Genomic DNA, 23,416 nt, shown 5'->3' with positions numbered 1-23,416 from the left:
AATTTGCAAAAACAGCGAGTAAAAGAAATCCCGCTAAGATCTTTATAGATTTAAATTTATACTTTTTAATTATTAATTTGATCTCATCTGGTGACATATACACTCCCTTTTTGAATACTTATAACAGCTTATTATGGAGACTTCTCAGTAATGTCCATCCCATAAAATTAATTTATTACCGGTTAATATTCCATAATTTCAATGAATTAGAAAGGTTAAAATTTAAGAAAGCAGTTCTAGTTGGATATTACTGAGAAGTCTCAGTAATATCCATTCATCACAATGCAAATTTAATTCTTATTTTTCATAAGGTAACGCATTTCCCTAATGAATTAATCTTGTTTATTGGCATTTACTGAGACTTCTCAGTAATATCCCGCTGAGAAAATATTTGATATTTATTTACCTCAAACCTAAACTGTATATATATACAGCTACAGGGGTTTGAAAAATGGCTACATCGCCTTTTCTTGAAAGTATCCGTCATATCCTGCGAACAAAGCATTACAGTATCCAAACTGAAAAAGCGTATTTGCTATGGATTAAACGGTTTATTCTCTTTAACCAAAAACGACACCCAAAGGATATGGGTGAACAAGAAGTAAGTAATTATCTCACTTATTTAGCGGTTAATAGGCAGGTAACATCTTCAACTCAAAACTTAGCATTATGTTCAATTGTTTTTATGTATAAACACGTCTTTGAAAGAGAACTCACTTTGCTATCCGATACTGTTAGAGCAAAAGCACCAACCAGAGTACCGATGGTATTATCCAATAAAGAAGCGACTGCAATTATTAATGTATTAAAGCCTCCTTATCATCTGATGTTCAGTTTGCTATATGGCTCAGGGTTAAGAAAAGCAGAGCTGTTAGCGTTGCGTATCAAAGATATCGATTTTGACGGGAATTCAATTTATGTTTTTCGTGGTAAAGGGGCTAAGGATAGAATGACCTTATTGCCTAAAATTCTTATAGAGTCACTTAAAGAACAAATAGAGAAAGTCGAAGGCTTACACAGTAAAGACTTAGCAGAAGGAGAAGGGAAAACGAGTTTACCGTCCGGCTTAGCACGTAAATACCCAAAAGCAATTACTGAATTTAAATGGCAATATCTATTCCCGTCAACTGTTAGATGCAAGCATCCAACAGATGGTTATTTTTGCCGTCACCACTTACATTGGACTTCATTGTCTAAAGCTCTGAGAGCTGCTGTTTTGAAAACAGGCATTAGAAAACATGTCACAGCACATACCTTTCGGCATACTTTCGCGACTCAGTTATTATTAAATGGAGCTGATATTAGAACGGTACAAGAATTACTTGGCCATAATGATTTGAAGACTACTCAAATCTATACTCATGTGATTGGCCAGCATTCATCAGGGACTCTTAGCCCCATTGATAGATAACTTAACCATTAGAAAAAGTATCTCTTTTTTTTATTTTGCTGATGCCCTCAGTTAGCATTAACTATTTGATGACGAATGTCCGTTGTGGTGGTATTTTTGCCAGTTAGGATTAACAGGTTATTGTCAAAAAGTTATCATCAATATACTCATGTTTTTATACTTTGGGAACGTCCGCTAACGTATCCTAGCTGACTTAAATTGAGGTGAATATTCCCCATCCTTTTTGACCGCTTTAGGCTCTGAACTGCCGTTAGCAACTCAAAAGCTAATGTCGGCAATTGGCTAACTGAAGTCATAAGGAGGCATTGATACCCGTAACCAACTTGCTATAAAACTATCTAACTATGTGCCTCATAGCGCCTTAGAAACCTTTAATCAGATAGCCAAATTAACAATGTAATTACAAACTTAGTTAATAGGTAAATACATCAGACGTTCAGGTATTCAATATATAGGTTATTGTCCCTAGTTTTGATAAAAAATACCGCTACATACCTAACTTCCTAGTCTTTAATTTTTTAAAGTACACATCAAGTTGTAGAATATCATTTTCTATTTCATCTATGTCTGGCATATCAATCACACCAAGTTCTGTAGGTCTATCGTGGGCATCTATATATCTACAGCACTTATCCGTTGCAGTTTTAATTATTTTAACATCCTCCTCGGTATTCCCTACGAGATACCTAACATTAGATGTTTGCACGCTTCTTTCAAATCTTTGTACAACTTGCCGGATAAGCCATTCTTCAATTAGGTGCTCCCATGTGTTCCGTTTTTTATTATAAATGGAATATGCTTTATCAATATAATCATCACTATCAAAGCCTGGGCTATTACAATACCTTCTCAAATCTACAACCAAAACTTTTAACTTAGCTATTCTATTTTTGGTACTCATCGCATCCCAAGGTACTGAGTTTTTGGGGTAACCTGATAGAGCACCTCTACGACTTATTGAACGTTCAGTTATATTATTGTCTGAAGCTTCTTTCAGTAACATAAAGAATGGTAAGTCGTGGGTAAGAACAATTACCTGCCTTGATTGTGCTTCTAATGCAATTCGGTTTGCAAATAACCTACGCCACTTGTGATCTAGTGAACTAACTGGGTCATCAAATATGATTGCTGAACGGCGATTGTCGATAGTTAACTCCGCTAGAAATCCAGCTAGGGCAATACACTTCAACTCACCTTCACTAGCTATTTGACTTATCGGGTTAGTCTGTTTTGAGAGTAGTAGTTTATACTTTTGTTGCCCAACAGAGCCACGAGTGTTTGTTTTGACTTTGAAACTTTTAAAACCTAACTTCTTTAATTCTCCAATAAACTGCTTGTTAATTGAAGCCAATGAACCTTCATCACTTAGTTCATTCGTTAACCTAGTTATGCGGGGTAACTTGGCACTTGAAATTATTCCAGTCAGAGTGTGTATGTAACCACGACGACTGATTTCACTAATTAGGTTCTTTCTACTGTCTGCAATTTTTTGACGGTCGTCAATTTCAGATATCTGTAAGTTCAGATCATTGCACAGTTTAGTTAGTGAACCATCATCCTGTACACTCTGTTCTTTTTGTTTGGCACTCACAATTTGTGCGTTAAGCCAGTTAGGTACTTTTAGTATAAGTGGAGCATTAGTGAACGATGGGGTAGAAGATAAAATATTATCTCTTCTAATTTGTAATTGTGAGGACAGGTCAAGAAGGCTTTTAATAACTTCTGGTTTTGAATTTGAAAGTTCATGCAATACAGCATTATGAGGGGTAAGGTCAAAATTTAAATTTCTAATCAATTGCATTGAATTATCATAATCAATTTGAGACTTCCTGACTTGAACCTGTGATTGATCATTCATATATGCATGGAACCTGGCTAACCTTTCTGCGGCATCCTCTTGAATCGGTTGTAAGCAAGTAGGGCAGTTATCACCTTGCATTGGAGGGAATGGTTTATTTTGACCATTCGAAGTTACAAACATTTCCACATGTCGCCACATTTCCTTCCATGGATCAGCTCCAACACCTTCTATAGGTAAGTTATCAAATGTCTGTTTTCGAATGCTATCAGCTGCTAATTGTTTAGTTTTTAAATCATCATAAAGTACAGCAATACCTTTGATTTTCTCATCACTTAGTTTATCGCACAGAAAGATCAACGCTTTATAGAGTGGTTCTAACTGTTTGTATTTTTGTGCATAAACCATTTTCAATTGAGCAGGAGTTTTTGATGCTATTTCGTTTAATTCAGCCCTTATACTTTCTTGGGTTTTAAGTTCTTCAGGCTTTCCACAATGTGCATCTATTTGACTAATTGTAGTTATTAAAGTCAGACTCTGAAGGAATGCGTTTGCCTTAGTCCCAATAGTAAGATTAGGAAATATGAACGGGTTATTATTCTTTTGTACTTCTTGGGAGGTAATTTCTTTAATTGAATGGCAAGCTTTAGTAAGTTCATCAACCAGCCTGATTTCAGCAGGCTTATAGTTAATATTGTCTTCTTTGGTCACATAATGAATTGCAGAATGAGAGTCAAATATCCTAATAGACTTTAACTCTTCATTGGAGATAGTGTCTTTTTTCCATAGTAAACTTTTAGGAGTCGAGTTACCGACTTGTATGGTCAAAGTAGCTTCAGAAGTGGCCGTTGATGGAGCAAAGATGTTTGTCACTATATCAGGCACGTTACCACGTGTTAAACATGCAGATTTTAGTATTTTGGCATAACTAGATTTTCCTGCACCGTTATCACCATAAACAGCAGTCATACCTGTTGGGGAGAAGGTGAGTTCTTCATTCTCTACAAGTACGGATACATTTTTAACGTTACCTAAGCCTAGTAAATTGACAGGTTCATCTTCATGACCAAAGCCAGTGGCAAGAACAGGCATAGCGTTACTTTTGTATTGCTGGTCTTGTTCTAATAGATTGAATTCCATTTGGGCCATTCTGCATAAGGAGTTCAAATGGTCATTATTTAGTTCACCATGTTCAAGGGCTAATCGTATAGCGTGTCTCCACCACAAAGGTTTATCCTTGTTAACCCATTCAACTACCTTTTCAATTGGTTTCATATGTCATCCATTACTGTGCAATTAAAATGAAGTGGTTATAGAATAAATCAACAGGTCACATAGAACCTATTTATTTTTTGATTTGAATCATGCAATATTAAAATTTATATAGACTAAGGGAAAATTTATACTAAAAAATAGCAGTTAAGCAGTGTGAGTGTAATTAGGTGGACTGTTTAGAAATATTTTTCCACGAGAATCTCCGGAATTACCCGGTTATCATATTTGACAACACGAGCCGTGATGTTATCATATTTGATAACTTAATATTCAAGGAGTTATTATGAATAACAATGAAATTGAAAATATTAAAATTCAATCAAAGAATATGTATAAAGAAGTTTGTGACCCTACTTCATTGATTTATATTAATCTCGAAGAAAGCACTTTAAAATCTGTTGTTAATAAATTCTTAGATAGTAAAACAAGTAAAACAGATTTAAATGTTTTAATTAATCTATTGGAATTTTGGGATAAAGAAACAAGTTTTATTTATGTCGAATCTTTTGATTTATTCCGATTAAAAACAGGTGTTATATTAACTAACGGGAACCTATCAAGAGCAATCAAAAGCTTAGAAGAAAAAGGGTATATTATGAAGGTAGGTACTCATAATAAATTAGAGTATTTATTTAAGATCCCACTTCAATTATTAAAAGAAAACCTTTGATGATTGTTTGGAACGTCACAAATAATGAACTGAGACTCTTTGTGGCCCTGCGAGATAGAAGTATAAGTTTCATACCTGCGTATGATCAGAAATTACTTCATAGTCTTTGCTCGTTTTATATTCAAATCACGGAACGCCTGTTTAGTGATGTCTCTCTCAGCTTTCTCAAGTATGGATAACCGCATATAGATCTCTAACGAATTATAACTTAGTAAGCCTGCTTCCTTTAACAACTTGATTTCCGCATCGTCAAATTTTAACTCAACAGCATGTTTACGTTCATTCACTATAATGGCCTCCATATATGAGCTTGTTTTGACTGGTTTTAACGTTCATATGAAATTATCGACAATGCACCAATAAGCTCTGCGCCATTAGCTAGCAAGAGCCCCAAAGTATCTTCATTTTCTATGCCCTCTCGTTCAGATTGCATTTTCCTTAACCAGCCCTCAGATGCTAAATTTTCAAAGAATGGTGGTAGTTTATCCCATTCAAATAGCGCTGATGTTAATGGAAAACTACTACCAATAGGTGAGCCACCTTTCAGGTAATCCTCTTCGTATTGAAAAACAACACGCTGATTTTTACCTTCTCTAAACTCTGATAATATTCCAGCTAGCTTGCCATTAACAAAGATCTTAGCTTCACGCTTTAATTTTTTCATCTCAATTTTCTACTACTCTATTCATCCAAAATATTAACATGAAATGCATTATGCGAACCCTCCATATTCAATATGGCGTATGTAATAAAAGAAAACATCCATTCTATTATTTCGACAAAATTCAAGACATGTTTTTCCATCAAAAGCAGCAATTTTTTCATTTTTTAGCCAAATTGCTGCTTTAGAGTCTGAGCCAGCCCAACTAGTTATTAGAGGATAAAAGTATTCTTTTTCTTCTTTATTAAAAAGGTCACCGCTACATTTATCTAACGCTGGAAAGGTAAAGCTAATATTTTTGTACTTCACGGTAGTACCTCTTTTTATCATCAGATATTAACTAAAAAACCATTTAACCTGTAGTTAGTAAAATGCATTTAATTAACAGTACACCAATGAGTTAATACAGAGCTGAATTATTTAAAATTCATATATAATTACCCATGCGATCCGAAAGAGTTTTGATGATTTATGTATCAACTATTTAAATATGATCCGAATGGTGTTGATTTAATTTATCAATAGATTGAGAGGATATTGTTAAAGTATCAAAACCATCAATATTAAGAGACTCATGCTTAAACTTTCCAAAAATCCTCATTATTTTTTCATAAGTATCTGTTAGCTGATTTTGACAAATATCATCCCAAAATCCAGTATCTTCATGAGCAGATAAAGGCTTACTTTCTTTAAGGTTATTATTATTTAAACCTAAAACAGACATCTTTTTATGCTTTTCACTAGCTACTTCTGATTCATTCATTTCAAAATCAGTAATTTCAGTTTCCAACGCATCACCCATGGTTTTTATCTGAACAATATCAACTTCATCGGGAATGTTTTGAGCTACACGGTAAGCGTATTTCACTAACTTTGGCTCTGCAGGAATAAACATAAAAGCTTCTTGGTTTGCAGATTCTGTCATTCTAAGGATCCTCCCTAAAATTTGTCTAAAATGAAGCTCTGTTTTTATATTCGTTAACTGGCAACAAACTTGAAGACGAGGAATGTTTGTTCCTTCGGAGATCATACCAACACTGATAATCCATTTATTTGAGCCAAAACGAAATTTACGAATAATGTTATTCGCATCAGCTTCGTTACTCGTTACAACTACAGCAGTATCACCAATAGTTAGCCTCAAAATCAATTCAATTTGCCAAGCATGATCAATTGAAGACGCAATGATAAGACCTCCAGCTGATTTATTCTTTAATCTTATTTTATCTAAAGCTGTTTTAGCACTATTTAGCAATTGCTCAATAACAATATCGTTGGTGACTATTTCTGAATAAGGGATTACCGATTGTGAGAGTAGATCCTTAAAGCTTGTAAAGTGTGATGTCTCCTCTCCTTTAATCACCGTAATATTGTCATTGTCTAGCGCAATAATTTGAGGTGTTCGACAAACTTTGTCACGTATAGCTTCTTTTAACCCATAAATATAATCACATTGTATTTTCTTCGTATTATCACAATATTGAGATAATGCGATAGGAAGAGCGTCCGAACGCCATGGAGTACCAGTTAGCGCAATTGAATATTTTGCCTTATCTTTAATTTTGTTGATGATCGGCTGGCCCCAAGCATTAGCATCTAACATGCTAGAGCCTGCGCAATGGTGAATTTCATCAAAGATCACAAATACCCGATACTTTTCGAATAATCGCCAAGTGACATTGCTTAAGGTATTTAGTTTTTGGTAGGTAATAGAGTTACCAGACGCCCCTAAAGAACCATCAAAATAACCAGAAAACTGCTGGCTTAGTTCATCACTGAAGTCTTTGGCAACTATTGAAGAGGGAGAAAAGCAAAGGACTAAATCAATTTCACCTAAATCAAATAACCGCTTAGCCAGTACTGATGCCATTGCGGTTTTACCTGCACCTGGTGTTGCCAGTGTTAAAAAGTGCTTTGTTTCACTTTTATATTTAGAAAGTGCCAGATTAATACATTCGCTTTGCCATTGTCTTAATTTCATGATTTATCTCTGTGTACAGCGAGTATTTCTTCAATAGTCTTTATTTTCCCCATCAACATATGATTATGTTCTCTTAAGCTTTGGTATTTGGATTTTAAAGATGTCCATAGTTCAGGGTAGCTTTTTCGTAAGCTTATTAACTCATCAATAGCCCCCAGTCCTTCAAGTAATTCTGTTTGATAATTTTCTAGTCTAGAATGCATGGCTAAATTAAATGCATTAGTGCTAGGAAGAGAACTTTGTACAGGTGTTTTATTTATTGTAATGTTGTTAAAAAATTCATAATTAAAATGCTTAGTTTTGGAATAACGAGTGATCCCTTTTTTTTCAGAGGTCGTTTTTTTAAGCCACCCTCTTTTCACTACTTTTTGCAATTCTTCGTAAACAAAACGCCTTACTTCCGGGGGTGATAATTCTTGATCTCCTTTAATAGCTAAATATGCTGTTCTTATCTCAACAGCAGAAAAATTATCTATATTTTTCAAAAAAATAATTTGGCTTATTACAATATCAACCATATTTAATCTGTTCCCGTATTATTGATAAATAGTATAAAATCAACGCCACGAGGAGTATACACTACAAAGGGTGGAGTATACTCTATACACCTATTAGAAACAACGTGGGATGATATAGCCTTTTGTAGAAAGGGGTCTTGAAGTTGGAAGAAAATGATTTAACAATACTTTTTGGAAGAAACCTAAAGGCAGCTAGAGTAAAAAGAAATATAAAACAAGAAGAGTTGTGCGCCCTTGCAAATATTGACAGAAGTTATTTAAGCAAGGTAGAAACGGGATCATATAAAATAACATTATTTAAAGTTTATTCTTTGGCTGCCGCTCTTAATTGCCCTTTATCAGAGATTCTTCCTGAAGTTTTGGGAGTCAAAATTAACTAAAGTGCTTTCCTACTAGAAAAATCAAAGCCCCTACCTAAGGCACGGGGCTTAAAATTATATCTAACCAGAACTAATACATTTAATTCTAGGATTACTAAAAGTTCTTTTCAGTAAATTCAGCCAGTGAACTTCTTTCTACCTCATCAAATATTAAAACAGATCCTTTCTCATAGTTTCTATAAATATTTACCGCAGCACTAGCCCCACTCGACGTAGGAGTCACAAACCTATCATCAATCTGAGCAAGGTTACCTAAAACGATTGTACGGCAGTTTTTTCCTCCACGACTGAGCATTCCTTTCATTTGTGCCCTGGTCATGTTTTGGGCTTCATCAATAATTAACACTGCATCATCGATAGATCTGCCTCTAAAATAAGCCATACTGGTGAATTCTATATTAGCTCTATCAATTATATGTTCAACTGTGGCGCGAGTACTCTTTTCATCTTCATCGTCATGTGAGTGCATAGAAATCAAAGCATCGGTGATACCAGCGAGTAATGGCATTGACTTTTCTTTTAAATCTCCAGGAAGAAAGCCAGGGTCGTCATCCATAAAATCTCTACTACGAACTACAACGATTTTTTTATATTGCTTTAATTCGATCACTTGGTGTAATCCAGCCGCAATCGCAAGAAAAGTCTTACCGGAACCAGCAGGTCCGAGAATGATATTAAGATCAAAATCTGGGTCTACAAGTTGATCTAACGCTACCGCTTGTCGTTGATTTTTAGGGAGGATTCCCCAAATTTTTTCTGGTTTCCTTTGCAGTAAAGTCGTAAATATGTGTTCCTCAGTCACTTCTTTTATTTTTCCAATATGACCTATTTCATCATACCAATACATATTGGGTTGTGCTTCATCGTTGAAAATATCACGATTAAAGCGATATAACTTTCCACTCATGGCAAAGTCTTTTTCTTCTTCACATCGATCAAATAAGTCTCCAGTGAACGACTGTACACCCGTGTAAAGTAGGTCAATATCTGAAATTTGATTATCAACTAATACATCTTCAGCATCTACGCCAATGGTTCGCGCCTTTAAGCGCATATTAATATCGCGGCTTACAATAGATACATCTTGTTTTAACGTATTTTGCAGGTGAAGTGCGTAATTAATAATACGGTTATCTGCATCACTCCCGATTGCGTGTTTCAATTCTTTTGCAAAGTCGATCTGAGTATCAATGCCTATAAAAAGCTTTCCACGTTTTGCTGTTTCAGTACACGGTAACTGAATTCCCCTTTCCATCTCTTCACTAGAGTGACCATTTATAATGTCCTCAAGCATCCTAATTACAGCACGAGCATCTTGGCTAACATTTTTATCAGTCCGCTCTTTTAGGTTATCTAGTTCTTCAAGCACAGTTAGACATACATATATGTCATCGCGATAAGCTAGCAAGCTCTTTGGATCATGAACTAAAGCGGATGTATCTAAAACTCTGGGGTTGCGATTTTCATTAGCATTCGTCATTATAGACTGACCTCAAGATTTGTTTTAATTAAAGCTTTCTTATTGGTTAATTCCATAAATAGTGACAAGTTGAATAAATAGGTGATAGCAATGAGGTTAAGTAGTAGTAAAAAACATGTAAAAGTTGTCACCTCATCCTCATGACTTATATAACGAGGATGTGACAACATTTTATCACTTAATATAATGGGGTGACCCGTACAAACCAGCTTAGTCCCCTCACCGCAACGAGTGATGATTGTTTTTAGTTGCGATGCCGTTAAGTTTTGACATTCGTCGAGTAAAACCAAAGAGTTTTGAATACTTCTACCACGCATAAAATTCACTGACTTAAACTGAATATTGGCTTTTTCCATGATGTAATCAAGGCTACCATTCATATTTTCATCTTGTTTATGCAACACTTCTAATGAATCGGTAATAGCCGCGAGCCAAGGCGCCATTTTTTCTTCTTCTGTTCCGGGTAAAAAGCCAATAGACTCAGCAATTTCTGGAGTACTGCGCGTAACGATGACTTTATCGTAGAGGCCACGTTCTATGACTTGTTCAAGCGCTGACGCCAGCGCTAGCAGTGTTTTCCCACAACCTGCTGGCCCAGTAAGAATCACTAAATCTATGCTTGGGTCAAGTAAAGCATCCAATGCCATCCCTTGGTAAATGTTTTTTGGATGGATCCCCCACGCTTGTTTTGCCATTAAACGGTCTCGGCTTAAATCCATTATCGACAACTTTTCGTCATCCCAACCAGTTACTTTGCCGGCAAAGTTATCACTGTCATCAATAAGATATTCATTCATGTAAGTATTAGGAAGGACATCACGCTTAACATAGTGGGTGGTATTTCGGCCTTCAGTTTCACTTTCACACTCATTAACATGTTGCCAAAAGTCACCTTCAAACTTGTGATAGCCTTTCGTTAAAAATTTAATATCATCGATAAGCTGATCTGTACGGTAATCCTCAACATAAGCCAAACCTGCGCCTTTAGCTTTTAAGCGCATATTAATATCTTTAGTGACCAAGACAACTTTATTGGGCGCCTTTTTTTCCTGTAGGTATAAAGCCGCGTTAATAATACGATTGTCATTTTCATTAAAAGATAACCGGCCAGCTTTTTGCTCTAAGGTATAATCATTAAAGATTGATAAACAACCACTGGGATGTTCGTCATCATTTTGAGGTAATTTAACACCCGCAAGTACTTCTTCAGGAGTGGCATCGACAAGCATATCTTCAAGTGCACGTATCGCAACACGGGCATCTCGACTAACATCTTTGCGGCGGTCTTTAATGGAGTCTAATTCTTCAAGCACCGTCATGGGGACGACCACGTCGTGCTCTTTAAAAGAGAGAAAAGCGAAAGGTTCGTGTAATAAAATATTTGTGTCTAATACGTAAAGAATTTTTTCATCATTCATACAAAGATCTCCTATCTAAGTTAACGTGACACAGAAGAATCGTTAAGTAAGCTTAATCACTTAGTCTTCAACTGCGACTAAAAAACCAAAAACAGTAACTATACCTTTACCGATCACCTTATTACGTGAATGATAACTTTACTTTGCCAGCTAAATTTATCACTGGCAAGTGGCATCGAAAGATTATTTGTCCTCAGACAAACTTTATTGCCGCCTTTTGTAAATTCTCGGCATTTTTTGGTGATCCTAACTATGATTAACGTTACTATAGCGCCCTTTTTTAATGCCGTATTGGCGTGTTCTGTTGCACAAGTTTTTAAAAATCGTGCAAGGTTTTAATTTTTGGAGTTTTTATATGGTTTTTTACCCTGGTCAACGATGGATAAGTGACGGAGAGTCGGATCAAGGATTAGGCACGGTACTAACGGTTGAACACCGTTTTGTTTCTATTTTATTTACCGCTACCGGTGAATCGCGCCAATATGCCATAGCAAATGCACCATTAACACGTGTTATTTTCAACCAAGGGGATAGTATTCCTAGCCACGAAGGCTGGATGCTTATCGTTGAAGAGGTTGAAGATATTGACAACTTACTCACTTACCATGGTAAGCGCCAAGATACCGGTGAAGAAACGTCACTAAAAGAAGTGATGATTGACCACTTTATCAAATTTAATAAACCGCACGATCGATTGCTTAATGGTCAAGTTGACCGTCTCGACTGGTTTCGTTTACGCAAAGATAGCTTAAAACACCAGCATACTCAGCAGCAATCGCCATTAATGGGTTTAAGTGGTGGCAGAGTCAGTTTAATTCCCCATCAACTTTATATCGCTGAAGAAGTTGGCTGTAGATTTGCACCTCGCGTGTTACTTGCCGATGAAGTTGGTTTAGGTAAAACCATTGAAGCTGGCCTCATTATTCACCAGCAGCTTGTTACCGGTCGTGCACAACGTATTTTAATTATTGTGCCTGAATCACTTATGCATCAGTGGTTGGTAGAAATGTTACGCCGCTTTAACTTACATTTTAGTATTTTTGATAGTGAACGTTGCCAAGAAATAAAAAACTCAGGTGAACAAGAAAATCCATTTAGTACTGAACAACTCGTTTTGGTTAATTTAGATTTTGTCACCAAAAATCCAGAGTGGTATGAAGAGCTCATTGCTGAGGACTGGGATTTAATGGTAGTTGATGAAGCTCACCACTTAAATTGGCATCAAGACAACCCTAGCATTGAATATTTATGTATTGAGCAACTAGCCCAGACTATCCCTGGGGTTTTGTTATTAACAGCAACACCAGATCAACTTGGTCATGAAAGCCACTTTGCACGTTTACGCTTGCTTGACCCTGACCGTTTCTTTGATTATCAAAAATTTACAGAAGAAGAAAGCCATTATACTGAAGTCGCCAATGCCGCCAATGCTTTGGTTGCTAAAGATGCTTTGTCGCCAGCACAACAAGCAACATTGACTAAGCTATTAAAAGAAACTGATATCAGTCAACATTTAATAAATATCAATATAGCATTGCCCAGCGATAATGAAATACTTGCGCAAGATGCATCACGAGAACAAGTGCTAACACAATTACTCGACCGTCATGGCACTGGCCGTATTCTTTTTAGAAACAGCAGAAATACCATAAAAGGTTTCCCTGAGCGTGAATTGCATTCTACGCCTTTAGCTTTACCAGAGGCTTATCAAGAGCAAATCAATGAGTTTTTATTATCGGACACTAGTGAAAATTTAAAAACCTTGGCTCAAGCTAAACAAGTTTTTACGCCTGAAATTTTGTTTTCGTTAAACAGCCATGAAAATTGGACTGATATCGACCCTCGTGTTGACTACTTAATCGAACTATTACAAACATTGAAAAAAGAAAAGTTATTGGTCATTTGTGCGCATGCACAAACTGCGATTGACTTAGAAGCGGCGTTACGCGTAAAAGAAGGTATTCGTGCAGCGGTCTTTCATGAAGGTTTGAGTATATTCGAACGCGACAAAGCCGCTGCTTATTTTTCCCAAGACGAAGACAGTGCACAATGTTTACTCTGTTCTGAAATAGGCAGTGAAGGTCGAAACTTCCAATTCGCCCATCACTTAGTGTTATTTGACTTACCGAGCAACCCTGATCTTTTAGAGCAGCGTATTGGTCGTTTAGACCGTATTGGACAAACACAAACCATTCGTTTGCATGTCCCCTATTTTACTGACTCTGCACAAGGATTACTTTTTGACTGGTATCAAAATGGTTTAAACGCTTTTGAACATACTTGTATCACTGGCCGAGCAATTTTTGATAAGTTTGGTGATAAACTGTTTGATTTAGCCTTAACGGCGCAGTGGCAGTCGACAGCCGCAGAAAAGTTAATCAATGAAAGCCATGAAGAGCACTTAACCCTTAAAGCGGAATTAGAGTCAGGACGGGATAAATTACTAGAATTACGTTCTTCTGGTCAAGGCCGCTCTCACCAACTAGTTAAAGAAATTTCAGCACTGGACCAACAAATTGAATTACCACAATTTATGTTTCAAGTACTTGATGTTTTTGGTATCACTCAAGACGACAAGTCAGATAATGCCATCGCTTTACAGCCTAGTGAGCACATGCTTTGTGGTAATTTCCCTTGCCTGCCTGATGATGGTACAACCATTACTTTTAACCGAGATACTGCGCTAGCTTGTGAAGATTATCACTTATTAACTTGGGACCATCCTATGGTGCGCGGAGCAATGGATTTAGTGCTCAGTGATCAAACGGGTAACTCGAGCATAGGTTTATTGAAAAACCCAGCATTGCCGGCAGGAACATTTTTTATTGAATGTATTTTTACTATCGAAGCAACCGCTCCCAATCACTTACAGCTGGGTCGTTATTTACCGACGACACCCATACGTGTTTTGGTGGATAAGAATGGCACTGACTTGGCAGATAAAGTGGGTGAAAATGTTCTAGATCAACAGCTTGCACCCGTTAAAAAACAAGTAGCGCTACAATTGGTTAAAGCCTTGAAAGATCAAGTAACACCTTTAGTAGCAAAAGCTGAAGCACATGCTAAGCCCCAAGTTTTGAGCATTCAAGAAAAAGCCCTAGCCAATATGCATAAAACGCTAGATGCAGAATTTCAACGCTTAACAGCACTAAAAACTATCAACCCAAGTGTTCGCCAGCAAGAGCTCGACTTTATCAAAGTACAGCAAAGTGAATTAAGCCACTACATAGGTAAAGCACAGTTGAAATTTGAAGCGATACGTTTAATAGTGGTGAGTAACTAACGATGTCAAGCCAACACGAAACTCCAAACAATCAGCAGGCACAACAAAAAGTTGTGCCTATGGCGCCAAACCCAGAGTTTGTTTATTGCCCGCCTATGTCGCCTTACCTTGATATAATTTATCGCGATAATGATATTGTGGTGCTCAACAAGCAAAGTGGTTTATTAACCGTGTCAGGTCGCTTACCCGCTCATAAAGATTGTTTACAAAGTCGAGTGAATAAAGTACTGCCAACCGCAACGGTAGTTCATCGATTAGATATGGCAACATCTGGTATATTGATCATGGCGTTACATAAACCTGCACATGTCGCAATTAGTCGAATGTTTCAGCAACGCGAAACGAAAAAAAGCTATATTGCCCGTGTCTATGGTCATATGAAAGATGATAATGGTTCGGTCGATCAACCGCTTATTTGTGACTGGCCAAATCGTCCACGACAAATGGTTGACCATGAACGTGGTAAACAGTCGTTGACCCATTACCGAGTATTATCACGTGATACTGATGCTAACTCGGTGGAAAGTACCTTAGTTGAATTAACCCCGATAACAGGGCGTTCTCATCAACTACGTGTCCATATGTTATTTTTAGGCCACCCTATTTTGGGTGACAGATTATACTCACATAAGTCAGCGGTTACGGCAAGTGCACGGTTATTATTGCATGCGCAAATGTTAGAGCTCGCACATCCATGTACAGAAAAGACACTCACGTTCAAAGTTCCTTGCCCATTTCTTTGATGAGCATTTTTTCTGGTTAAGAAAATAAAGTATTTGCCGATAATTGATCATTCGTCCATTGAACAATTTTCGGTAAGTACTCACCGCCTATAATTTTAAGGAACCTATGTCATTACGTGTTTTAGCTTCATTAATCATTTTCTGTCTATTTAGCCTTGTTACTATTAACAGTTATGCATTGTTATACCAAGAAGAAAATAAAACCGAAAAGCCAAAAGTTCCAGAGCAACAAGAGGCGACAAAAACAGCGGATGAATCCGGTGATGCCAGCAAAGTAGCTCCTAAAAAACGTTCAGAAATTTTCGCCCCTATTAATTCGCTGCTGCAACAAGAACAAGATCTGACTCATTACCTAACGGCTGAAAAAATAACGCCTATGTTAGCTGGGGCTCAAGACTTTATTACCATTATAAATGAAAATACCGCCAGTAATCAAAAAGGGGTAATGATACTGCTCCCTGACTGGGGAATGAGTGCAAAAAGTAGCAACGCTTTAAATTATCTACAAAAAGTACTGCCTAGCCAAGGTTGGACAACCATAGCTATTCAGCCACCAAGTATCCCTTTAGGTTACCCTTCTCGCGCATTAAAGCGATCGATTCAACTCGAAGACGATGCTAAAACCTTACTGGCACACAAAGAACATTTGACCGAACTAATGACGGCGGTGATGGAGAAAGCTAAAGATTATCCTGGTATATTTGTCGTGGTATCAAAAGGCAGTCATGCCATATTACTGGCCAATTTATACAGTACCGGTAAACTACAATCGCCAAGTGCTATGGTCATGCTTAGTGGTTATATGAATACTACAGAGCAAAGCCTCTCATTTGCTAAAGTACTGGCGACCAGTGAGTTTCCTCTCTTAGATATCTATCTGTCAAGAGAGCAGCAATTAGCGACCTCTGCCGCTAAAATTCGTAAAGCACAAGCAGTTAAAGAAATGAAAGTCTATTATCGACAAACTGAACTGCACAATAATCAAATTGGCTATTACCCTGAAAAAGCGTTGTTAAGGTCAATAAATGGCTGGCTTAAATCTATTGGTTGGTAACATCTGCTATAAACTCAAACGCTGATCTCAATAAGTTATTACCCCGTTAGCTACAATCAACAAAAAGCCCCCGCTGAAGTTATCCTCAGCGGGGGCTTTTTAATCGTTAATACAAGTTAATTCATTAGCTAACCATTATCAGCAAAGCGATTAGCACTTATAGCTTAAACTCTTGCACTGACTGTTGTAATTCTTCAGCTAACTTAGCGACTTCATTACTTGATTGTGCCGTTTGCTGTGCACCTGCCGTTGTTTGTTCAGCAATGGCAACAATAGATTCTAAATTAACGCTAATCTCATGAGCGACGACACTTTGTTCTTCAGCAGCCGCGGCAATTTGTGTACTTTTATCAAATGCCTCGTGAACCGAATGAGTAATAGTTTGCAACGCTTTCTCAGCTTCTTCGCTCTGCTCTACACAATTTGCGGCTTGCTTCTTACCCGTATCCATAACGCCAACAGCTCGTTGAGCACCGGTTTGCAATACCTCAATCATGTTTTGTATTTCTTGTGTAGATACTTGTGTTCTACTAGCTAGCGTTCTTACTTCATCAGCAACAACAGCAAAACCACGACCTTGCTCTCCGGCACGAGCGGCTTCAATAGCTGCGTTTAATGCCAGTAAGTTAGTTTGCTCAGCTATGCCGCGAATGACATCAAGAATACCACCGATAGAAGCACTGTCTTGCTGTAGTTTATTGATAACTTGTGCTGCTTCTTCAACTTCGTCAGCAAGTAAGCTGATAGTTTGGCGATTACGTTCAGAAATAATTTTTATACGCTTGGCTTCGTCATCAGCTTGCTTTATTTCACCTAGTGTATCATTAGCACTAGATAGTACACTTTGAGAAGTACTGCTCATTTGCGTAGTCGCAGAAGCGGCTTGTTCAACTTGTGAACGTTGCTCTGCAATAGCAATGGTACCTTGTGCGGTTACCGCTGAAGTTTCTTCTGCGGCAGTTGCTAGTTGTGTAGAGCGACTAACAATACCTTGAATAAGCGTACGCAAACTATCAATTAATAAATTACAGTTACGTGATAATTCAGCAAATTCATCTTTACCCGTTTCATCTAACTTATGAGATAAATCACCAGAAGCAACGATGTTGAGCATTTTATTAACCAAAGACAGTGGTCGGGTAATACTAAGCAGTGTAAACCAAGCAATACCAATTGCGGCAACAATTGAAAAAATCATAATACCTATAGTTTGTGAGTTACCATCGGCCACTTTTTCTTGAACAAGTTTACCAGCCGTCAACGCAGTTTGATTCGCTAAATCGACTTGTTTTTCTAAAATGGCATTGGCTTTTTTGATGTCACGTTCTGCAGCATCTAAGTTTTCTGTCGCGACTTTAAGGGCAATCAGTTGTTTACCTTTGTGAGAAAAAATATCATTGTTAGAGTTAATTAATTCAGTTAATTCACTCAAAGCAACAGACAAATCATCAGCTACATCTTCGGCGCCTTGATTAGATAGCTCGGATATAATATCGGTAAATGATTTATTTACATCAACAAAGCTATTGGATATTTGGTTACCGACTAAATCTGTTGACGACCTGTCGATTAAACCTCGATATTCAAGTGCTGAGCTTACTAGCCCATTAAGTAAGGTTTCAATACTTTCACCTAAACTAACAGCTCGCTGAAGCTTAGTGTCAGCTAAGTCGTGGTCGGCAAGGTCTAGTAACATCGTAGCTGCATCATCAGCTTTTTCTTCAAGGTTAGCTATTTTCTCTCTTAAAATAAGCGCTTGATTAATACTGGCTTGCCTATTACTAAAAACCAATCCTATTTCTTTTTCGAGATCTGCATAAACTGAATCGACTTGACGTAGATTAGTTAGTAAAGAGTTTTCATTTCGCACCACTTGCTTTAATTTCTTCAGCTCAGTAGTAAAGTCATCTTTATCTTGATTATATGCCGTAAGATTATTATTAAGTGGCGTTAATTCGGTTTGATAATATGCACGTAAAGTAAGGTTACCTATTTGGGTTAAGGTGTTAGCAAGCTTGTTACTCCCTTTTAATGTTGGGATCGCCAACTCACTTTGTTGTACAGTAGAGCCTTTAATTATGTTCAAATTCCATAGAGATATAGCACTAGTTATTACTAGTAAGACTGCAATAATGGCAAAACCACCCATTATTTTCATTGCTACCGTTAAATTCATAAATTTCACCGTGTAAATAGATAGTATTGAGTACGAGTGTAAACTAAATTAATTGCTACTTCCTTGAATGCAGGCCTATATTTTCAAAGCCAATAATCATAGCTTATTTGTCATTATTGTCGATTAGATTATCGGTTAATATTGTTAAAAACTTAACCGTTAATTTTATTATAACAAGCTTAAGCTATTTTTCACCTTTAGTTATTGCTTTATCATAAATTTTTTATTTTTGTTTTACGCTGTGGCAAGGTTCAGTAAACAACTGCTTGTCAGACCATCGTAATAACGTCAGATGTCCGCCCCAAACACAACCAGTATCTAATGCATAAATATTGTCAACAGGACAGTGCCCCATTAATGAAGCCCAATGACCAAATATCCAACTGTAATCTGTTTGTTTTTGGGTAAACTTAAACCAAGGTTTTATATGAGCTGGTGCTTGCTCAACAGAAAGCTTACATGAAAACTCTAAGCCATAATCGAGTTGGCAATAACGCATCCTGGTCAGTGAGTTAACAGTCACTCGAAATTTTTCATCGGCAGATTTGGCCAAAGACCATAGATTGGGCTCTTCGCCATACATTATGGCTAACCAATCATTTCTTAGCGCTGATGCTAGCTTGACATTAACATCTTTTGCTTGTTCCATAGCTTCTGCAGGTGTCCAAAAGGGTGGCAAACCAGCATGACTCATATAAACATTTTCATTGGGTAACTTTTGGATAAGCGGTTGACTAGCAAGCCAATCCATTAGCTCATCAACGTCTGCAGCAGCCAATAATTCATCAAAAAAATCGCTAGCTTTAGCTTTTTTCAAGCCACCATAAATCGCTAGTAAGTGCAGGTCGTGGTTGCCTAAAACCACTCGAGCACTATTACCCAGAGCTTTTATGTATCTCAGCGTTTTTAAAGAGCTTGGACCTCTAGCAACCAGATCACCCGCCAGCCAAAGCTGGTCAGTTTCAGGCGAAAAGGCAACTTGGGCAAGTAAGGCGCGTAGTTCGTGATAACAGCCTTGAATATCTCCGACAAAATAGATGGCCATAAACTAAGTGGCGCCGTTAGTTAAGAATGTGCGGCTGAGCTAAACCAAAAACAGGTATTTCAACTTGTTGCAAGTCTTTATCATCACTTAGCATTTGGTAATGGCCCTGCATAGTACCGACCGGGGTTTTTAAGATACAACCACTGGTATAAGTGTATGTGTTGTCTGGCGCTATGATCGGTTGCTTACCAATAACACCTTCACCGGCAACGGTAGAGGTCTTATTATCGCCATCGGTAATCAACCAATAACGAGACAATAATTTAATCGATTTATTACTATTATTGGCAATACTAATCGTATAACTAAATACATAGTTCTTTTCGTTTTCAATCAATTGTGAGGCAATATACTCAGTTTTAACACTGACCGAAATATCATATCCCATAGAAATTGATTCGACTGTAGTTAATGTTGAATCTTCCTTCATAACTCAACCGGATTATCAGTTAAGAAATTTGCTAGTTTGATATAATCTGTGATCGGTAAGTTCTCTGCACGAAGCCTTGCATCAATACCTAAAGCTGCTAATTGTTCAACCGTAAACAATTTTTTAAAACTATTGCGTATCGTTTTTCTACGTTGGTTAAATGCCGCCAAACAAACTTGGTTAAGCGATTTAATATCTTTTACTGGATTTTTAATCTCACCATGAGGAATTAATCTCACGATAGCAGAATCAACCTTAGGCGCCGGCTTAAAAGCTTCTGGGCCTATTTGCATAACAGGGATAACCTGACACTGATATTGCGTCATGATTGAAAGTCGACCATAGGCTTTACAATTTTCACTAGCAGCCATGCGTTGAACAACTTCTTTTTGCAGCATAAAATGCATATCTTTCACGCTATCTTTAAACGTTAAAAGATGAAAAATAAGTGGCGTAGAAATGTTGTAAGGTAAGTTGCCAAAAATTCTTAAAGGTCGTTCTGCGGTCGCTATTTCACTAAAATCAAATTTAAGAGCATCCGCTTCGTAAATAGTAATTTTATCAGCAATAAAAGGATGATGGCGTAAACGATGGGCAAGATCTCTGTCAAGTTCGACAACAGAGATAGCTCCTGCTCGGTCAATAACCGGTTCGGTTAATGCACCTAATCCAGGACCAATCTCGATAAGATTTTCTCCAGGCTCAGGGTCGATAGCATCAACAATTTTACTGATCACACCTTCGTCATGTAAAAAGTTTTGTCCAAAGCGTTTTTTGGCCTGGTGGCCTAGATGAGTTTTATTATTCATGATTGATTATTTGCTAATTTAATGGCTGTGGTGATTGCTTCAATAAAGCTTCCTGGGTCAGCTAAGTTGGTACCCGCTAATTCAAGTGCGGTACCGTGATCTACCGAGGTTCGAACAAAAGGTAAGCCTAAGGTAATATTAACCGAAGCGCCAAAGCCTTTATATTTCAAGACTGGCAAGCCTTGATCATGGTACATAGTTAAAATGGCATCAGCATCGCTTAAATACTTCTCCTGAAAGATAGTATCTGCGGGTAATGGCCCAATAAGCTTGATGCCTTCATCTCTGAGTACATTTAAGGCTGGGATCATCACATCGATTTCTTCTCGACCTAGATGCCCATCTTCACCCGCATGAGGGTTTATGCCACATACGTAGATTTTAGGCTCTTTAATACCAAATTTATTAATAAGATCGGTATTTAAAATACGGGTGACTTTTTGTAAACGTTCTGCGGTGATCGCTTTAGAAACATAAGCTAAAGGAATATGCGTTGTCACTAAGGCAACTCTTAAGCCTTCTGTAGCCAACATCATCACGACATCGGCACAATTAGCTTGGCTAGCAAAATATTCAGTATGACCACTAAAAGCGATACCCGCTTTATTAATTAACCCTTTATGCACCGGGCCAGTAACAATAGCATCGATTTCACCAGAGATATTTTTTTCACTGGCAATTCTTAATGTTTCAATGACATAACTTCCATTTTCAGCATTAAGTTCACCAGGAATACAAGCCTCAGCCATATCGACAGACAATATCGTTAGTGTCCCTGCTTTTTGAGGTTTAGCAACTTTCGAGCCATCATAATCAATAAATGTTAATGGTAAACCTAAAACTTTAGCGCGCTCTTGCATTAACTTTTTACAAGCGATCACTACAAGCTCAACGGGCCAATCTTGCTGAGCAATGAAGACGGTTAAGTCTGGGCCAATTCCTGCAGGTTCGCCTGGCGTGATAGCTATACGCTTTGTCATTATTTTGTATCTCGACTAAAAATCTCTACATAGGCTTCATCACGAAGCTCTTTAATCCAACGCGCACTTTCTAAACCAAACTTTCTATTGAATAAAATGCGACGAGCTTTGCTTTCGTTCATTTGTTCTGTCGCATCAAGTGTTCTTCGACCCGTTAATTGCGCTAAATGCCAACCAAATGAAGTTCTAAAAGGTTTATGTATTTCATCTACCTTTAATCGGGCTAACGCCGCCTTAAAAGTAGGATCGTAGACATCAGGGTCGGTCCAGCCTAGATCACCACCTCGCACTGAAGTAGGTCCGTCTGAATACTCTTTAGCTAAGTCGCCAAAATCAGCTTCACCTGCGTTAACTCTTTCCATAAGGCCTAGTAGAATACTTTCAGCTTTGGCTTCACTTAAGATAACAGAAGGCTCAATCAATATGTGCCGTGCTTTTACTTCTTCTACTTCAACGATTTGCAAACCACGAATATCTATAATTTTTACAATACTAAAACCTAAACCGGTACGGATAGGTCCTAAAATTGATTCTTTTTTCTCGCCATCAACAATTGATGAGAATAATGTCGGTAATTCATTGATATTTTTCCAACCTAAATCGCCACCTTCTAAGGCATTTGAACCGCCTGAAGAAGCAATAGCAATTTTCGCAAAGTCACTGCCGTTATTAAGTAATTCAATCACTTTTTCAGCGCGAACTTTAGCGGCATTCATATCATCTTGTGTTGAATTCGCAGGGAACTCAATCAGTATGTGTCCCAGACGATATTCAACATCCGTATTAATTTTTTCTTCCATAGAAGAAATCAAATTAGCCACATCTTGTGGTGAAACATAAATACGACGACTAACACTATTACGGCGTACCTCGCCAGAAATAAGTTCAGTTCTGACTACTTCACGATACTTATCGTAATCTGTGCCATCTTTTACAAGATTCTGACGAAACTGGTCTAACGTTAGTTTTTCTTCTTTCGCCATATTCGTTAGCGTTTCATCAAGTTGTGCATCACTCACTTGCACACCCATACGTTCGCCTAACTGAGTGATCAACGCATCGTTGATCAACTTTTCAGTGACCTGTGTTCTTAACGCTTTATCTGATGGTAAACTTTGATCATTCTTTAGTGCTTGTTTTTTTATCGTTTCAATGAGGTCTCTTATTTCAGATTCCAAAACAACACCACCATTTACAATGGCTGATACTCGATCAAGTTCAACTTGTTGTGCTTGTACTGGAAAAAAAGATGTTACCGTCAAAGCGCTTGTTAAAAGTAAAAATTTCAATGATTTTTTCATGTA

General features: G+C 37.5%; 19 protein-coding genes. 6 read left to right on the top strand and 13 right to left on the bottom strand.

Annotation, left to right across the window (positions count from 1 at the left end; all coding sequences use genetic code 11):
* Positions 1-451: 451 nt before the first annotated feature.
* The gene (locus tag H4J67_RS10305; protein WP_182203649.1) at positions 452-1,411 is read left to right on the top strand and encodes an integron integrase; all 960 of its coding nucleotides are present in this window, start codon (positions 452-454) and stop codon (positions 1,409-1,411) included.
* 487 nt (positions 1,412-1,898) lie between these two features.
* Here the strand turns inward: H4J67_RS10305 and H4J67_RS10300 are convergent, their stop codons facing one another.
* Positions 1,899-4,484 carry an AAA family ATPase gene (locus tag H4J67_RS10300; RefSeq protein WP_182203647.1) on the bottom strand — a complete coding sequence of 862 codons (2,586 nt, stop codon included), beginning with the start codon at positions 4,482-4,484 and terminating at the stop codon, positions 1,899-1,901.
* A 283-nt stretch (positions 4,485-4,767) separates the two neighbouring features.
* Here H4J67_RS10300 and H4J67_RS10295 point away from each other — a divergent pair, with 283 nt between their 5' ends.
* On the top strand, positions 4,768-5,154 hold the full coding sequence (locus tag H4J67_RS10295) for a hypothetical protein (protein WP_182203646.1): 387 nt from the start codon (positions 4,768-4,770) through the stop codon (positions 5,152-5,154).
* Positions 5,155-5,479: 325 nt separating this feature from the next.
* Here the strand turns inward: H4J67_RS10295 and H4J67_RS10290 are convergent, their stop codons facing one another.
* The 4 genes from H4J67_RS10290 to H4J67_RS10275 form a co-directional block, all read right to left on the bottom strand.
* Positions 5,480-5,818: a HipA N-terminal domain-containing protein gene (locus H4J67_RS10290; protein ID WP_182203644.1), complete on the bottom strand. Its 339-nt coding sequence runs from the start codon at positions 5,816-5,818 to the stop codon at positions 5,480-5,482.
* Between the two features lie 48 nt (positions 5,819-5,866).
* Positions 5,867-6,124, bottom strand: a complete 258-nt coding sequence (locus H4J67_RS10285; RefSeq protein WP_182203642.1) for a hypothetical protein — start codon at positions 6,122-6,124, stop codon at positions 5,867-5,869.
* Positions 6,125-6,299: 175 nt separating this feature from the next.
* Complete coding sequence (locus H4J67_RS10280; RefSeq protein WP_182203640.1) at positions 6,300-7,796, bottom strand: DEAD/DEAH box helicase; 1,497 nt, start codon at positions 7,794-7,796, stop codon at positions 6,300-6,302.
* Positions 7,793-8,314: a hypothetical protein gene (locus H4J67_RS10275; RefSeq protein ID WP_182203638.1), complete on the bottom strand. Its 522-nt coding sequence runs from the start codon at positions 8,312-8,314 to the stop codon at positions 7,793-7,795. The genes H4J67_RS10280 and H4J67_RS10275 overlap by 4 nt, the downstream gene beginning before the upstream one ends.
* Before the next feature lie 143 nt (positions 8,315-8,457).
* Between H4J67_RS10275 and H4J67_RS10270 the strand changes: the two genes are divergently transcribed.
* Complete coding sequence (locus H4J67_RS10270; RefSeq protein WP_220471633.1) at positions 8,458-8,694, top strand: helix-turn-helix domain-containing protein; 237 nt, start codon at positions 8,458-8,460, stop codon at positions 8,692-8,694.
* A gap of 94 nt (positions 8,695-8,788) precedes the next feature.
* Here the strand turns inward: H4J67_RS10270 and H4J67_RS10265 are convergent, their stop codons facing one another.
* Positions 8,789-10,174, bottom strand: coding sequence for a PhoH family protein (locus H4J67_RS10265; RefSeq protein WP_182203634.1), 1,386 nt, complete (start codon positions 10,172-10,174; stop codon positions 8,789-8,791).
* The gene (locus tag H4J67_RS10260; RefSeq protein WP_259368555.1) at positions 10,174-11,592 is read right to left on the bottom strand and encodes a PhoH family protein; all 1,419 of its coding nucleotides are present in this window, start codon (positions 11,590-11,592) and stop codon (positions 10,174-10,176) included. The genes H4J67_RS10265 and H4J67_RS10260 overlap by 1 nt, the downstream gene beginning before the upstream one ends.
* A 355-nt stretch (positions 11,593-11,947) precedes the next feature.
* Between H4J67_RS10260 and rapA the strand changes: the two genes are divergently transcribed.
* The 3 genes from rapA to H4J67_RS10245 all read left to right on the top strand — a co-directional run bounded on the left by rapA (position 11,948) and on the right by H4J67_RS10245 (position 16,672).
* A complete protein-coding gene (gene rapA / locus H4J67_RS10255; RefSeq protein ID WP_182203632.1) occupies positions 11,948-14,875 on the top strand; it encodes an RNA polymerase-associated protein RapA in 2,928 nt (975 codons plus the stop codon).
* 59 nt (positions 14,876-14,934) lie between these two features.
* Positions 14,935-15,618: a pseudouridine synthase gene (locus H4J67_RS10250; RefSeq protein WP_182169348.1), complete on the top strand. Its 684-nt coding sequence runs from the start codon at positions 14,935-14,937 to the stop codon at positions 15,616-15,618.
* A 106-nt stretch (positions 15,619-15,724) separates the two neighbouring features.
* Entirely contained in the window at positions 15,725-16,672 is a 948-nt protein-coding gene (locus H4J67_RS10245; RefSeq protein WP_182169247.1) for a DUF3530 family protein, read from the top strand.
* A gap of 157 nt (positions 16,673-16,829) precedes the next feature.
* Here H4J67_RS10245 and H4J67_RS10240 read toward each other — a convergent pair whose 3' ends face one another.
* The 6 genes from H4J67_RS10240 to surA form a co-directional block, all read right to left on the bottom strand.
* Complete coding sequence (locus H4J67_RS10240) at positions 16,830-18,848, bottom strand: methyl-accepting chemotaxis protein (RefSeq protein ID WP_182203630.1); 2,019 nt, start codon at positions 18,846-18,848, stop codon at positions 16,830-16,832.
* Positions 18,849-19,071: 223 nt separating this feature from the next.
* Entirely contained in the window at positions 19,072-19,893 is an 822-nt protein-coding gene (locus H4J67_RS10235) for a symmetrical bis(5'-nucleosyl)-tetraphosphatase (protein WP_182169243.1), read from the bottom strand.
* 16 nt (positions 19,894-19,909) lie between these two features.
* Positions 19,910-20,323, bottom strand: a complete 414-nt coding sequence (gene apaG / locus H4J67_RS10230) for a Co2+/Mg2+ efflux protein ApaG (RefSeq protein WP_259368554.1) — start codon at positions 20,321-20,323, stop codon at positions 19,910-19,912.
* A complete protein-coding gene (gene rsmA, locus H4J67_RS10225) occupies positions 20,320-21,132 on the bottom strand; it encodes a 16S rRNA (adenine(1518)-N(6)/adenine(1519)-N(6))-dimethyltransferase RsmA (RefSeq protein WP_070375746.1) in 813 nt (270 codons plus the stop codon). Before rsmA ends, apaG begins: the two co-directional genes overlap by 4 nt.
* Positions 21,129-22,115, bottom strand: coding sequence for a 4-hydroxythreonine-4-phosphate dehydrogenase PdxA (gene pdxA, locus H4J67_RS10220; RefSeq protein ID WP_310650607.1), 987 nt, complete (start codon positions 22,113-22,115; stop codon positions 21,129-21,131). The genes rsmA and pdxA overlap by 4 nt, the downstream gene beginning before the upstream one ends.
* Complete coding sequence (gene surA, locus H4J67_RS10215) at positions 22,112-23,413, bottom strand: peptidylprolyl isomerase SurA (RefSeq protein ID WP_182169239.1); 1,302 nt, start codon at positions 23,411-23,413, stop codon at positions 22,112-22,114. Before surA ends, pdxA begins: the two co-directional genes overlap by 4 nt.
* Positions 23,414-23,416 lie beyond the last annotated feature (3 nt).

The organism is Colwellia sp. BRX10-4, assembly GCF_014077465.1.
GTDB lineage: Bacteria > Pseudomonadota > Gammaproteobacteria > Enterobacterales > Alteromonadaceae > Colwellia_A.
This window is presented reverse-complemented; position numbering and strand designations above follow the sequence as displayed.